This window comes from Burkholderia glumae LMG 2196 = ATCC 33617 (genome assembly GCF_000960995.1).
Taxonomy (GTDB): Bacteria; Pseudomonadota; Gammaproteobacteria; order Burkholderiales; family Burkholderiaceae; genus Burkholderia; species Burkholderia glumae.
This window is the reverse complement of the sequence record NZ_CP009435.1, coordinates 2,436,249-2,449,863: the sequence shown is the minus strand read 5'-3', so window position 1 is coordinate 2,449,863 and position 13,615 is coordinate 2,436,249. Positions and strand designations below refer to the sequence as shown.

At 68.7% G+C, this 13,615-nt stretch carries 11 protein-coding genes; 3 read left to right on the top strand and 8 right to left on the bottom strand.

The genetic code is table 11. The features are described 5' to 3' along the window. Positions 1 to 10: 10 nt before the first annotated feature. From KS03_RS23605 to rpsB, 6 genes are all read right to left on the bottom strand, one after another. The gene (locus KS03_RS23605; protein WP_015875328.1) at positions 11 to 844 is read right to left on the bottom strand and encodes a phosphatidate cytidylyltransferase; all 834 of its coding nucleotides are present in this window, start codon (positions 842 to 844) and stop codon (positions 11 to 13) included. Next, a complete protein-coding gene (gene uppS / locus KS03_RS23600) occupies positions 838 to 1,620 on the bottom strand; it encodes a polyprenyl diphosphate synthase (RefSeq protein ID WP_015875327.1) in 783 nt (260 codons plus the stop codon). The genes KS03_RS23605 and uppS overlap by 7 nt, the downstream gene beginning before the upstream one ends. A gap of 55 nt (positions 1,621 to 1,675) precedes the next feature. Continuing rightward, entirely contained in the window at positions 1,676 to 2,236 is a 561-nt protein-coding gene (frr, locus tag KS03_RS23595; protein WP_015875326.1) for a ribosome recycling factor, read from the bottom strand. A gap of 86 nt (positions 2,237 to 2,322) precedes the next feature. Continuing rightward, positions 2,323 to 3,036 (bottom strand): UMP kinase, encoded by a 714-nt coding sequence (gene pyrH, locus KS03_RS23590; RefSeq protein ID WP_035980904.1) that lies wholly within the window; start codon positions 3,034 to 3,036, stop codon positions 2,323 to 2,325. 167 nt (positions 3,037 to 3,203) lie between these two features. After that, positions 3,204 to 4,085: a translation elongation factor Ts gene (gene tsf, locus KS03_RS23585; protein ID WP_015875324.1), complete on the bottom strand. Its 882-nt coding sequence runs from the start codon at positions 4,083 to 4,085 to the stop codon at positions 3,204 to 3,206. Positions 4,086 to 4,258: 173 nt separating this feature from the next. Beyond that, positions 4,259 to 4,999 carry a 30S ribosomal protein S2 gene (rpsB, locus tag KS03_RS23580; protein WP_015875323.1) on the bottom strand — a complete coding sequence of 247 codons (741 nt, stop codon included), beginning with the start codon at positions 4,997 to 4,999 and terminating at the stop codon, positions 4,259 to 4,261. A 466-nt stretch (positions 5,000 to 5,465) separates the two neighbouring features. Between rpsB and map the strand changes: the two genes are divergently transcribed. The 3 genes from map to KS03_RS30405 all read left to right on the top strand — a co-directional run bounded on the left by map (position 5,466) and on the right by KS03_RS30405 (position 10,679). After that, on the top strand, positions 5,466 to 6,275 hold the full coding sequence (map, locus tag KS03_RS23575) for a type I methionyl aminopeptidase (protein ID WP_015875322.1): 810 nt from the start codon (positions 5,466 to 5,468) through the stop codon (positions 6,273 to 6,275). Positions 6,276 to 6,450: 175 nt separating this feature from the next. Further along, the gene (locus KS03_RS23570; RefSeq protein ID WP_015875321.1) at positions 6,451 to 9,027 is read left to right on the top strand and encodes a [protein-PII] uridylyltransferase; all 2,577 of its coding nucleotides are present in this window, start codon (positions 6,451 to 6,453) and stop codon (positions 9,025 to 9,027) included. Between the two features lie 20 nt (positions 9,028 to 9,047). Further along, on the top strand, positions 9,048 to 10,679 hold the full coding sequence (locus tag KS03_RS30405; protein ID WP_015875320.1) for a pseudouridine synthase: 1,632 nt from the start codon (positions 9,048 to 9,050) through the stop codon (positions 10,677 to 10,679). Positions 10,680 to 10,782: 103 nt separating this feature from the next. On the opposite strand, the gene def is transcribed toward KS03_RS30405, so the two are convergent. Continuing rightward, positions 10,783 to 11,316: a peptide deformylase gene (gene def, locus KS03_RS23560; protein ID WP_015875319.1), complete on the bottom strand. Its 534-nt coding sequence runs from the start codon at positions 11,314 to 11,316 to the stop codon at positions 10,783 to 10,785. Beyond that, positions 11,313 to 13,556 carry an NAD-dependent DNA ligase LigA gene (gene ligA, locus KS03_RS23555; protein ID WP_045678902.1) on the bottom strand — a complete coding sequence of 748 codons (2,244 nt, stop codon included), beginning with the start codon at positions 13,554 to 13,556 and terminating at the stop codon, positions 11,313 to 11,315. Before ligA ends, def begins: the two co-directional genes overlap by 4 nt. Positions 13,557 to 13,615 lie beyond the last annotated feature (59 nt).

Below are 13,615 nucleotides of genomic sequence, written 5' to 3'. Positions count from 1 at the left end.
GGTCTAGTGTTTAACCGAGCAGCAGCACGGCGAGCGGCAGCACCGGCAGCAACGCGTCGACACGGTCGAGCACGCCGCCGTGGCCCGGCAGCAGGCCGCTCGAATCCTTCACGCCGGCCTGACGCTTGAGCAGCGATTCGAACAGGTCGCCAACCACGCTGTAGGCCACCAGCAGGGTCAGCGCAGCGAGCGCGCCCGCCACGCCGAAGCGCTCGGCGAGCGCCGCATACAGGGTCGCCCCGGACGCGTCGAGGGCAATTGCGAGGCCGGCCACCATCATCACGGCGAGCCAGCCGCCCAGCGCGCCCTCCCAGGTCTTGCCCGGGCTGATCGACGGGGCCAGCTTGTGCCGGCCGAACGCCTTGCCCGCGAAGTATGCGCCGATATCGGCGAGCCACACCACCAGCAACATCGACAGCACGAACGCGATGCCGGCCGCGCGCGCGGCCACCACCGCGTGCCAGCAGGCGGCGAACACCACCAGCCCGGCCGCGAGCAGGAACGGTCGCCAGGCGCGCCCGGCCAGCGCCGGCTTGCGCCACAGCGCGAACGGCCCGGCCAGCAGCCAGAATACCGCGGCGGCCTCGACGAGCGGCCGCGACGGCCCGAAGCCGGCGCCCGGTCCGCCCCCGAGCCGCATGCTGGCGCCGAGCGCGAGCGCCGCGACGATCGCGTAGATCACCGAGCCGGCCGCGCCGAGCTTGAGCAGCCGCGCCCACTCCCAGGCCGCGAACACGAGCACCAGCGCGATCAGTGCGCCGAACGCCGCGAGCGGCGCGAACAGCGTGACCGGCAGCAGCACTGCCAGCAGCACGACCGCCGTGATGACGCGGGTCTTCAGCATGAAAGGGAATCGACGTCCTGCGATTGAGGTTCGAGCTGCGCGCTGGTCCGCCCGAAGCGGCGCTCGCGGTCGGTGTAGGACGCCATCGCATCGGCGAGCGCGGTCGCATCGAAATCGGGCCAGAACTTGCCCGTGAAATAGAACTCGGTGTAGGCGAGTTGCCAGAGCAGGAAGTTGCTCACGCGCTGCTCGCCGCCGGTGCGGATGAACAGGTCCGGCTCGGGCGCATAGGCCATCGCGAGATGCGGCTCGAACGCGGCTTCGTCGACCGGGATCTCGCGCCCCTCGCGCACCGCCTCGGCGATCAGCTTTCTGGTGGCCTGCAGGATGTCCCAGCGGCCGCCGTAGTTCGCGGCGATCGTCAACGTGAGCCGCGTGTTGCGCGCGGTCTTGGTTTCCGCGCGCCGGATCAGCTCGCGGATGCGCGGCTCGAAGCGGTCGAGATCGCCCACCACGCGCAGCCGGATGCCGTTCGCGTGCAGCTTGCCGACCTCGCGCTCGAGCGCGGTGATGAACAGCCGCATCAGGAACGAGACCTCGTCGGTAGGCCGCCGCCAGTTCTCGGAACTGAACGCGAACAGCGTCAGGTATTCGACGCCCGCGCGCGCGCACCCTTCCACGACCGACCGGACCGCATCGACGCCGCGCGTGTGCCCCGCAACGCGCGGCAGGCGACGCTCGGTCGCCCACCTGCCGTTGCCGTCCATGATGATCGCGATGTGACGTGGCACGGCGGCAACGTCGGGCACGCGAACGGTAGAGCTGGTATGAGTCATGGCCGCTGAGACTGTAACTGCGGGAAAAAGTGCAACGGACGCGCGCAAAGCTGCGTCAGACCGTCATGATCTCGGCGTCCTTCGCCTGCACCAGCTTGTCGATTTCGGCGACGTGCTTGTCGGTCAGCTTCTGGACTTCGTCGCTGGCGCGGCGCTCGTCGTCTTCCGAGATTTCCTTGTCCTTGACGAGCTTCTTCAACTGCTCGTTCGCGTCGCGGCGCAGGTTGCGCACGGCCACCTTGGCCGTCTCGCCTTCGCTCTTGACCACCTTGGTCAGCTCGCGGCGGCGCTCTTCGGTCAGCGCGGGCATCGGCACGCGGATCATGTCGCCGGAGGTGGCCGGGTTCAAGCCCAGGTCCGACTCGCGGATGGCCTTCTCGACCTTCGCGACCATCGGCTTTTCCCACGGCTGCACACCGATCGTGCGTGCATCGACGAGCGTCAGGTTCGCGACCTGCGAGATCGGCACCATCGAGCCGTAGTAGTCGACCTGCACGTGATCGAGCAGGCCCGTGTGCGCGCGCCCCGTGCGGATCTTCGCCAGATCGTTCTTGAACGCTTCGATCGAGCGCTGCATCTTCTGCTCGACGCCCTTTTTCACATCAGCGACACTCATTTCAACCTCCGAACCTTCGAACCTTCGAAAAGACACAGGCCCGCATCCCGCCGACGGCGTCATGCCGGGCCCGAATCGGCGTGAGTTTACACGTGAACGAGCGTACCCTCGTCCTCACCCTGCACGATGCGCTTGAGTGCACCGGGCTTGTTGATCGAGAACACGCGGATCGGCAGCTTCTGGTCGCGGCACAGCGCGAACGCCGTCGCGTCCATCACCTGCAGATTGCGGCCGATCGCCTCATCGAAGCTGATCGATGCATAGCGCGTGGCCGACGGGTCCTTCTTCGGGTCGGCCGTGTAGACGCCATCGACCTTGGTGGCCTTCAGCACGACCTCGGCCCCGACTTCCGAGCCGCGCAGCGCGGCGGCCGTGTCGGTCGTGAAGAACGGGTTGCCGGTGCCGGCGGCGAAGATCACCACGCGCCCTTCCTCGAGCTGACGGATCGCGCGGGGCCGGATGTACGGCTCGACCACCTGGTCCATGCGCAGCGCCGACTGCACGCGCGCCTCGATGCCGGCGTGGCGCATCGCGTCCTGCAGCGCCAGCGCGTTCATCATGGTGGCCAGCATCCCCATGTAGTCCGCCGTCGCGCGGTCCATGCCGGCCGCGCCGCCCGCCACGCCGCGGAAAATATTGCCGCCGCCGATCACCACGGCCAGCTGCGTGCCGAGCCGCACCACTTCGGCAATGTCCGCCACCATCCGTTCGATCGTCGCGCGGTTGATGCCGAAGGCATCGTCGCCCATCAGCGCTTCGCCGGAAAGTTTGAGGAGGATGCGTTTATAGGCATTGGGCATAGAGGCTTCCAAGCGACGAAAGGATGACAACCACGAACTGTAGGGGCGAAATACTGATTCGGGCAAGCGCCGCCAAATTGCGCGGCCCGCGAAGGCCGCGGCGCGCGGCGCTGCCGAACCGCGGCGGAGCGAGCGCCCGCCGCGGGTCCAACCTTGCTGCTGACGGCTTACTGCTGCTTGGCCGCCGCGACCTGCGCCGCCACTTCGGCCGCGAAGTCGTCCTGACGCTTCTCGATGCCTTCGCCGACCACGAACAGCGCGAACTTTTGCACCGCAGCATTGGCGGCCTTCAGCATCTGCTCGATCGTCTGCTTGTCGTTCTTCACGAACGGCTGGTTCAGCAGCGAGACTTCCTTCAGGTACTTCTGGACGCTGCCGTCGACCATCTTGGCGACGATCTCGGCCGGCTTGCCCGACTCGGCGGCCTTCTGCTCGGCCACGCGGCGTTCCTTCTCGATCAGCTCGGCCGGCACTTCGTCCGACGACAGCGAAACCGGCTTCATGGCCGCGACGTGCATCGCGACATCCTTGCCGACCTGCTCGTCCGCGCCGGTGTACTCGACCAGCACGCCGATGCGGCTGCCGTGCAGGTACGAGGCGATCCGGTTGGCGGTCTCGAAGCGCACGAAACGGCGGATCGAGATGTTTTCGCCGATCTTGCCGACCAGCGCGAGGCGCACCTCGTCGACCGTCTTGCCGTCGAGCGGCAGCGCCGACAGCGCGGCCACGTCGGCCGGGTTCTGCGTCGCGATCAGTTCGGCGACGGTCTTCGAGAAGGCCAGGAAATCGTCATTCTTGGCAACGAAATCGGTTTCGCAGTTCAGCTCGACGAGCGCGCCCGTGCTGCCGCCGACGAACGACGCGACGACGCCTTCGGCCGTCACGCGCGACGCCGCCTTGCTGGCCTTGTTGCCGAGCTTCACGCGCAGCAGCTCTTCGGCCTTGCCCATGTCGCCATCGGCTTCGGTCAGCGCCTTCTTGCACTCCATCATCGGTGCATCGGTCTTCGCGCGCAGTTCTGCCACCATGCTTGCGGTAATTGCCGCCATCATTCGCTCCTAGAGTCTGTATTCACAACGCCGCCCTTCGACCCGGACGGCGGGGATTCGTTTCCGACATTGCGCGCCGGCGCGCGCCGAGGCGCCCGACACGCTGCCCGGGAACGCGGCTTAAAAAAAGGGGGCCTGTTGAGAGCCCCCTTCTTGTGCCGGCTCGGGACCGGTTACGCGTTCTCTTCGACGTACTCGTCGTCGCCGCGCACCGCCTGGACCACTTCGTTGACCGCGTTGGCACGGCCTTCGAGGATCGCGTCGGCCACGCCTTCGGCGTACAGCGCAACGGCCTTGCTCGAGTCGTCGTTACCCGGGATCACGTAATCCACGCCTTCCGGCGAGTGGTTCGTGTCGACCACGGCGATGACGGGCACGCCCAGCTTGTTGGCTTCCGTGATGGCAATCTTGTGGTAGCCGACGTCGACCACGAAGATCGCGTCCGGAATGCCGCCCATGTCCTTCACGCCGCCGATCGACTTCTGCAGCTTGGCGATCTCGCGCTCGAACAGCAGCGCTTCCTTCTTGCTCATCTTCTCGGTTTCGCCCGCTTCGACGGCCGCTTCCATGTCCTTCAGGCGCTTGATCGATACCTTCAGCGTCTTGAAGTTGGTCAGCATGCCGCCGAGCCAGCGTGCGTTGACATAAGGCATGCCCGCGCGCTGCGCTTCCTGGGCGATCGTATCGCGCGACTGACGCTTGGTGCCGACGAACAGAATCGTGCCCCGATTTGCCGCCAGCTGACGCACGTATTTCTGTGCGTCGTTGAACATCGGCAGCGTCTTTTCGAGGTTGATGATGTGAATCTTGTTACGGTGACCGAAAATGAACGGGGCCATCTTCGGGTTCCAGAAGCGCGTCTGGTGACCGAAGTGGACACCGGCTTCCAGCATTTGGCGCATCGTGACTGCCATGAGCGTGAATCTCCGCTAGGGTTGGGTCTTAAGCCGGCTGCCGTATCGCGGCGGGATCGCACGCGACACCCAAGGGTGCGCCGGCTTGCGATTCGGCACGGGCGCAACGCTCGTGCCGGCAAGACTGGACCCGGCTCGGATTCGGCCGAACGCCGATATCAAAAGGGGTTCCAGACTTAGCCAGAGAGTATAGCACGCGAGCATGACCGCTCTCAAGCCGCCAATCGCGTTGGCGCGTCGGCTGCCATTCGGGAAAACCCAGGGAGCCGCCGGCGGCGGCCCGGCGGCCGCTCGGGCGCCGCCCGACTCTCGGCGCGGGACGCGCCCGCGAACGCGGCTTCGCCCGAACCCTGCGCTCGCGCCCCGGTTCCGCCCGAAACCCATGCCGGACAAGCCACGCGACGGCTGCGACCACCCCGATTCGATGCGATAATCCCGGGATTCCAGGCATTCCAGGTCACCAATCATGTCCATCACGATCAAGAACGATCACGATATCGAGCAGATGCGCGTCGCATGCCGGCTCGCGAGCGAAGTGCTCGACTACATCACGCCGTTCGTCGTCGCGGGCACCACGACGGGCGAGCTGGACCGGCTCTGCCACGAGTACATGACCAATGTGCAAGGCACCGTGCCCGCGCCGCTCAACTACCAGCCGCCCGGCTATCCGCCCTACCCGAAGGCGATCTGCACCTCGGTCAACGACGTGATCTGCCACGGCATTCCCGGCGACAAGGTGCTGAAGAACGGCGACGCGCTCAACATCGACATCACCGTGATCAAGAACGGCTATTTCGGCGACACGAGCCGGATGTTCCTGATCGGCGAGGGCTCGATCCTGGCCAAGCGGCTGATCCAGACCACCTATGAATGCATGTGGCTCGGCATCGAGCAGGTCAGGCCCGGCGCGCACCTCGGCGACATCGGCCATGCGATCCAGAAGCATGCGGAAAGCCGCGGCTACAGCGTGGTGCGCGAGTATTGCGGGCACGGCATCGGCACGGTGTTCCACGAGGATCCGCAGGTGGTCCATTACGGCCGGCCCGGCACCGGCATCGAGATCGTGCCGGGCATGATCTTCACGATCGAGCCGATGATCAACGCCGGCAAGCGCGACATCCGTACCATGCCGGACCAGTGGACCGTCAAGACGCGCGATCGCAGCCTCTCGGCGCAATGGGAGCACACCGTGCTCGTCACGCCGAGCGGCTATGAAGTGCTGACGGTGTCGGCCGGCACGCCGGCGCGGCCGGCGCTCGACGCGGCGGCGGCCTGAGGCGGGCGGCCCGCCGCCGGCGCGCCGTCCGGCCGGATGGCGGTCGCGCCGGGCCGGCAGCGCGGCACGCGCCGCGCAGGCCACGCGCCCGGTCCGCCCGGCCTGCTTGCTCGGCTTCATCCGTTTCAGCTGTCGCCATTCCACCGCCTCACCTGCCTCGTTCGCCATCGCCACCATGAGCGTCCCCGCCGTCTCCGCCGCCGCAGCGCCCGCGCGCAAGGCCGAATTCCGCGCCGTCAAGGCCGAGCTGATCACGCGCTTTCGCGCCGCGACCCGCGTCGAGGCGCTGATGCGCGCGCTGTCACGCGCCACCGACGACGCGCTGCGGCAGATCTGGGACCAGTGCGAGTTGCCCGGCTCGCTCGCGCTGGTCGCCGTCGGCGGCTTCGGGCGCGGCGAGCTGGCGCCGCATTCGGACGTCGACATCCTGGTGCTGCTGCCCGATGCCCACGACGGCGAGTTCGACGCGCGCATCGAGCGCTTCATCGGCCTGGCCTGGGATCTCGGTCTCGAGATCGGCAGCAGCGTGCGCACCGTCGACGAATGCATCGCCGAGTCCGCGCGGGACGTGACGGTACAGACCTCGCTGCTCGAGGCGCGCCGCGTGACCGGCAGCGTGACGCTGTTCCGGCGCGCCGTGGCCCGCTACCGCGAGGCGCTCGATCCGCACGCGTTCTTCCAGGCCAAGGTGCTCGAACTGCGCCAGCGCCAGGCCAAGTTCCAGGACACGCCGTACAGCCTCGAGCCGAACGTGAAGGAAAGCCCGGGCGGGCTGCGCGACCTGCAGACGATCCTCTGGATCGCGCGCGCCGCCGATTTCGGCAACAGCTGGCGCGAGCTCCACACGCGCGGGCTGATCACCGCGCGCGAGGCACGCGAGCTGCGCCGCAACGAGAGCTTCCTGAAGGCGCTGCGCGCGCGGCTGCACGTGATCACGGGGCGCCGTCAGGACATCCTCGTGTTCGACCTGCAAACCCAGGCGGCCGAGAGCTTCGGCTATCTGCCGACGCCGGCCAAGCGCGCCAGCGAACAGCTGATGCGCCGCTACTACTGGGCCGCGAAGGCGGTCACGCAGCTCGCGACGATCCTGATCCAGAACATCGAGGCGCAGCTGTTCCCGGCCACCAGCGGCGTGACGCGCGTGCTCTCGCCGGGCCGCTTCGTCGAGAAGCAGGGCATGCTCGAGATCGCCTCCGACGACGTGTTCGAGCGGCATCCCGACGCCGTGCTCGAAGCGTTCCTGCTCTACGAGACGACGCGCGGCGTGAAGGGGCTGTCGGCACGCACGCTGCGCGCCCTCTACAATTCGCGCGACGTGATGAACGGCGCCTGGCGGCGCGACCCGCGCAATCGCGCGACGTTCATGAAGATCCTGCAGCAACCCGAGGGGGTCACGCACGCGTTCCGGCTGCTGAACCAGACCAGCGTGCTCGGCCGCTACCTGCTGAACTTCCGGCGCATCGTCGGGCAGATGCAGCACGACCTCTACCACGTCTACACCGTCGATCAGCACATCCTGATGGTGTTGCGCAATATCCGCCGCTTCACGGTGGCCGAGCACGCCCACGAATATCCGTTCTGCAGCCAGCTGATCGCCAACTTCGAGCGGCCCTGGGTGCTTTACGTGGCGGCGCTGTTCCACGACATCGCCAAGGGCCGCGGCGGCGATCATTCCACGCTCGGCATGGCCGACGCGCGGCGCTTCTGCCGCGAGCACGGCATCACCGGCGACGACGCGGCGCTCGTGGTCTGGCTCGTCCAGCATCACCTGACGATGAGCCAGGTCGCGCAGAAGCAGGACACGAGCGACCCCGAGGTGGTCAAGCGCTTCGCGGCCAAGGTCGGCAACGAGCGCTGGCTGACCGCGCTCTACCTGCTGACGGTAGCCGACATCCGCGGCACCAGCCCGAAGGTCTGGAACACCTGGAAGGGCAAGCTGCTGGAAGACCTCTACCGCGCCACCAGCGCGGTGCTCGGCGGCGCCCAGCCCGACGCGCATTCCGAGCTGCGCACGCGCCGCGACGAGGCGCTCGCGCTGCTGCGGCTCGAGACCGTGCCCGAGGACGCGCACCGCCCGCTCTGGAGCCAGCTCGACGTCGGCTATTTCCTGCGCCACGACGCGGCCGACATCGCCTGGCAGACGCGCGTGCTGTACCGCCACGTGCAAGCCGACACCGCGATCGTGCGGGCGCGGCCCTCGCCCGTCGGCGACGCGCTGCAGGTGCTCGTCTACGTCAAGGACCGTTCGGACCTGTTCGCGGGCATCTGCGCGTACTTCGACCGCAACGGGCTGTCGGTGCTCGATGCGCGCGTGAGCACCACCAAGCACGGCTACGCGCTCGACAACTTCATCGTCACGCAGACCGAGCGCGACGTGCAGTACCGCGACATCGCCAACCTCGTCGAGCAGCAGCTCGCCGACCGGCTGACCAGCGCGGCGCCGCTGCCCGAGCCCGCCAAGGGCCGGCTCTCGCGGCTGTCGCGCAGCTTCCCGATCACGCCCCGCGTCGACCTGCGCGCCGACGAGCGTGGTCAGTACTACATCCTGTCCGTGTCCGCCAACGACCGGCCGGGCCTTCTGTATTCGATCGCGCGCGTGCTGGCCGAGCACCAGGTCGGCGTCCACGCGGCGCGGATCAACACGCTCGGCGAACGCGTCGAGGACGTGTTCCTGCTCGACGGCGCCGGCTTGTCCGACAACCGGCTCCAGATCCAGGTCGAAACCGAGCTGCTGCGCGCGATCGCAGCCTGAGTGAAAGAAAGACAGCGTTTATGCGCACCAAACTGACCATCAAGCATCCTCGCCCGGCATCGCCGTCCCGCGCCCCGGTCCGCTCAGGCAGCCTCGTCGCGCGCAAGCCGACGCGCCCCGCCGCGCCGCCCGATGGCGCGCCGAAGCCGAAGTCGAAGCCGAGCGCGAAAGGCGCGGCGCCGCGCGCGGCCAAGCCGGCGGGCGCCGGCGCCGTGAAACCGCGCGCGCCGCGCGAGGCCGACCGGCCATCGCGCAGCGAAGCCCGGCCCGCTCGCGACGGCGAGCGGCCGTTCCGCAGCGAAGGGCGACCTGCTCGTGACGGCGAACGCCCCGTCCGCAGCGGTGCACGCCCGCCGCGCGACGGCGAGCGGCCGTTCCGCAGCGAAGGGCGACCTGCTCGTGACGGCGAGCGCCCCGCCCGCAACGGCGCGCGTCCGCCGCGCGACGGCGAGCGGCCGTTCCGCAGCGAAGGGCGACCTGCTCGCGACGGCGAGCGCCCCGTCCGCAGCGGCGCACGTCCGCCGCGCGACGGCGAGCGGCCGTTCCGCAGCGAAGGGCGACCTGCTCGTGACGGCGAACGCCCCGTCCGCAGCGGTGCACGCCCGCCGCGCGACGGCGAGCGGCCGTTCCGCAGCGAAGGGCGACCTGCTCGCGATGGCGAGCGCCCCTTGCGCGGCACAGCACGGCCCGTGCGCGACGGCGAGCGCCCGGTCCGCGCCGGTACACGCCCGCCGCGTGACGGCGATCGACCGTCGCGGGTCGAATCCCGCCCCGCTCGCGACACGGATCGCCCGGCCCGCAAGCCGCGCGTCACCACGGAGCGTCCCGCGCCCTCGCGCCTGAAAGTCGCGCAGCCGGTCAAGGCACGTCCGTCGTTCGATTCCGGCGATGAAGCCGGGATGATGCGTCTGTCGAAGCGGATGTCGGAACTCGGCCTCTGCTCGCGGCGCGAGGCGGACGAATGGATCGAGAAGGGCTGGGTGCTCGTCGATGGCGAACGGATCGACACGCTCGGCACCAAGGTGCGCCCGGACCAGAAGATCGAGATCGACGATCAGGCGATCGCCGCCCAGGCCGCGCAGGTCACGATCCTGCTGCACAAGCCGGTCGGCTACGTGTCGGGTCAGGCCGAGGACGGCTACGAGCCGGCCGTGACGCTGATCACGCGCGAGAACCACTGGAGCGGCGACCGCTCCGCACTGCGTCTGTCGCCGCTGCATCTGCGCACGCTGGCGCCGGCCGGGCGGCTCGACATCGATTCGACCGGCTTGCTGGTGCTCACGCAGGACGGCCGCATCGCCAAGCAGCTGATCGGCGAGCAGTCCGACATCGACAAGGAATATCTGGTGCGCGTGCGCTTCGGCGAGCACGTGATCGACGTCGACCAGCATTTCCCGGCCGAATCGCTGGCCAAGCTGCGTCACGGCCTCGAACTCGACGGCGTGCCGCTGAAGCCCGCGATGGTGAGCTGGCAGAACAGCGAACAGCTGCGGTTCGTGCTGCGTGAAGGCAAGAAGCGGCAGATCCGCCGCATGTGCGAGCTGGTCGGGCTCGAGGTGGTCGGCCTGAAACGCGTGCGCATGGGCCGCGTGATGCTCGGTGCGCTGCCGCAGGGCCAGTGGCGCTACCTGGGGGCCGACGAGACGTTCTGATCCTGACGGCGGCGCCGCGCGGCGCCGCCCACGATCCGGCGCGCGCGGCGGCCTGGCCGCGCCGCCAGCCATCTCCCGCGCCTGCTCACGGCGCGCCGCCCGTTCAGTCGTCCGAGTTCGGATCGAGCCCCGGGAACAGCACGTCGGTGAAGCCGAACTTCGAGAAATCGGTGATCCGCATCGGATAGAGCTTGCCGATCAGATGATCGTATTCGTGCTGGACCACGCGCGCGTGAAAATCCTCGGCGATGCGGTCGATGCGCTTGCCGTATTGGTCGAAGCCCGTGTAATGCACCTTGCGGTAGCGGCTCACCACGCCGCGCATGCCCGGCACCGACAGGCAGCCTTCCCAGCCCTCCTCCATGTCCGGCGGCAGGTATTCGATGCTCGGATTGATCAGCACCGTTTCCGGCACGGCCGGCGCGTCGGGATAGCGCGCGTTGTTGCCGAAGCCGAAGATGATCAGCTGCAGCCCGACGCCGATCTGCGGCGCGGCGAGGCCGGCGCCGTTCGCGTGATGCATGGTTTCGAACATGTCGGCCACCAGCTCGTGCAGCGCCGGCGTGTCGAACGCCTCGACCGGCTTCGCCACGTCGAGCAGGCGTGGGTCGCCCATTCTGAGGATCTCGCGGATCATGACGGTGATTCCCCTTTCAGCAGTTGATGCATCCCGTCCTCGTCGAGCACCGGGATGCCGAGTTCCTCGGCCTTCGCGAGCTTGCTGCCCGCCTCCGCGCCGGCCACCACGTAGTCGGTCTTCTTCGAGACCGAACCCGTCACCTTCGCGCCGGCCGCCTCGAGCAGCGCCTTCGCTTCGTCGCGCGAGAGCGTGGGCAGCGTGCCCGTCAGCACCACGGTCTTGCCGGCCAGCACGCCCTGCGGCTCGCGCGGCGCGGGCGGCCCCTCGGGCCAGTCCACCTTCTCGCGCAGCTGCGCGATCACGGTGCGGTTGTGTTCCTCGGCAAAGAACTGATGCAGCGATTCGGCCACCACCGGGCCGACGTCGTTGACTTCGAGCAGAGCGTCGATCGAGGCATCCATGATCGGCTGCAGCGCGCCGAAGTGCTTGGCCAGGTCCTTCGCGGTCGATTCGCCGACGTGGCGGATGCCGAGCGCGTAGATGAAGCGCGCGAGCGTGGTGTGGCGCGCCTTCTCGAGTGAATCGAGCAGGTTCTGCGCGGACTTCTCGGCGAAGCGGTCGAGCGCGGCGAGCGTCGCGAAGCCGAGATGGAACAGGTCGGCCGGGGTGCGCACGAGGTTCTGCTCGACCAATTGGTCGATGATCTTCTCGCCTAGCCCGTCGATGTCGAGCGCGCGGCGCTGCGCGAAATGCCAGAGCGCCTGCTTGCGCTGCGCGGGGCAGAACAGCCCGCCCGTGCAGCGCGCGATCGCCTCGTCGGGCAGGCGCTCGATCCTCGAGCCGCACACGGGGCATTCGGTCGGCATCCTGAACGGTTCCTGCTCGACGAACTCGAACAGGCTCGGCCGCAGGCATCCCCGCCGCACCCGGATGCCGCGGCGATCCGTCGGCTTCAGCAGCCGCGGCTTCCAGGTCATCGGCCGGCCCGACGAGGCGGCCGCGCGCAGCCGGTTGCGCCGCGCGACCGTCCGCACCCCGCGAAACCGGACCCGCACCTGCATCGCGTGCGGGCCGTCCCGGCCGACCACCTCGGGAATCACGTCGCCGGCGCGCCGCACGATCACCGTGTCGCCGACCCGGATGTCCTTGCGGCGCACTTCGTCCTCGTTGTGCAGCGTCGCGTTGGTGACGGTCGCGCCGCCCACGAACACCGGCTCGAGCCGCGCGACCGGCGTGATCGCGCCGGTGCGGCCCACCTGCACCTCGATCGCGACGAGCCTCGTGCGCGCCTCCTGGGCCGGGAACTTGTGCGCGAGCGCGAAGCGCGGCGCGCGCGAGACGAAGCCGAGCCGGTCCTGCTCGTCGCGCCGGTTGACCTTGTAGACCACCCCGTCGATGTCGTAGGGCAGCGCCTCGCGCTTCTCGCCGACCTTGCGGAAGAAGTCGAGCAGCCCTTCGGCGCCCTGCACCACGGCGCGCTCGCGATTGACCGGCAGGCCGAGCGACTCGTACCAGTCGAGCAGGCCGCTGTGCGTGTCGGGCATCGGCGCGCCGTCGAGCACGCCGATGCCATAGGCGAAGAACGACAGCGGGCGCTGCGCGGTGACCTTCGAATCGAGCTGGCGCAGGCTGCCGGCCGCCGCGTTGCGCGGGTTGGCGAACTCGCGCTGCTCGGCCGCGCGCTGGCGCTCGTTGAGGCGCGCGAAATCGCGCTTGTACATCAGCACCTCGCCGCGCACGTCGAGCAGCGCGGGCGGATGCTTGCCCTTCAGCGTCAGCGGAATCGACTTGATGGTGCGCACGTTCTCGGTCACGTCTTCGCCGGTGGTGCCGTCGCCGCGCGTGGCGGCCTGCGTGAACTTGCCATGCACGTAGCGCAGCGAGATCGCGAGCCCGTCGAATTTCAGCTCGCAGGCGTATTCGACCGGCTCGGCGGTGCCGGCCAGATCGACCGCCTTGCCGAGCGCGTCGGCCACCCGCTTGTCGAACGCGGCGATGTCCTCGTCGGTGAAGCCGTTGTTGAGCGAGAGCATCGGCGCGTCGTGGAGCACCGGCGTGAAGCCGTCGGCGGCCTCGCCGCCCACGCGCTGGGTCGGCGAATCGGGAGTGATGAAGTCGGGGTGCTCGGCCTCGATCTGCTGCAGTTCGCGAAACAGCCGGTCGTACTCGGCATCGAGCAGTTCGGGCTGGTCGAGCACGTAATACGCGTGGTTGGCGCGCTCGAGTTCCTGGCGCAGCCACGCCGCGCGCTCGGACGGCTGGCTGGCGGGGGGGGCGGCTGGGGTGGTTCGGGCCATGCTGGCGGCAATCTTCCGGATGACAATCAGGAGACGATTATCTCAGGCGGCGCGCGCTT

What these genes read in the sequence shown, in the direction of transcription:
- KS03_RS23605 (WP_015875328.1), bottom strand. Translation starts at nt 844, where the DNA reads ATGCTGAAGACCCGCGTCATCACGGCGGTCGTGCTGCTGGCAGTGCTG.
- uppS (WP_015875327.1), bottom strand. Translation starts at nt 1,620, where the DNA reads ATGACTCATACCAGCTCTACCGTTCGCGTGCCCGACGTTGCCGCCGTG.
- frr (WP_015875326.1), bottom strand. Translation starts at nt 2,236, where the DNA reads ATGAGTGTCGCTGATGTGAAAAAGGGCGTCGAGCAGAAGATGCAGCGC.
- pyrH (WP_035980904.1), bottom strand. Translation starts at nt 3,036, where the DNA reads ATGCCCAATGCCTATAAACGCATCCTCCTCAAACTTTCCGGCGAAGCG.
- tsf (WP_015875324.1), bottom strand. Translation starts at nt 4,085, where the DNA reads ATGGCGGCAATTACCGCAAGCATGGTGGCAGAACTGCGCGCGAAGACC.
- rpsB (WP_015875323.1), bottom strand. Translation starts at nt 4,999, where the DNA reads ATGGCAGTCACGATGCGCCAAATGCTGGAAGCCGGTGTCCACTTCGGT.
- map (WP_015875322.1), top strand. Translation starts at nt 5,466, where the DNA reads ATGTCCATCACGATCAAGAACGATCACGATATCGAGCAGATGCGCGTC.
- KS03_RS23570 (WP_015875321.1), top strand. Translation starts at nt 6,451, where the DNA reads ATGAGCGTCCCCGCCGTCTCCGCCGCCGCAGCGCCCGCGCGCAAGGCC.
- KS03_RS30405 (WP_015875320.1), top strand. Translation starts at nt 9,048, where the DNA reads ATGCGCACCAAACTGACCATCAAGCATCCTCGCCCGGCATCGCCGTCC.
- def (WP_015875319.1), bottom strand. Translation starts at nt 11,316, where the DNA reads ATGATCCGCGAGATCCTCAGAATGGGCGACCCACGCCTGCTCGACGTG.
- ligA (WP_045678902.1), bottom strand. Translation starts at nt 13,556, where the DNA reads ATGGCCCGAACCACCCCAGCCGCCCCCCCCGCCAGCCAGCCGTCCGAG.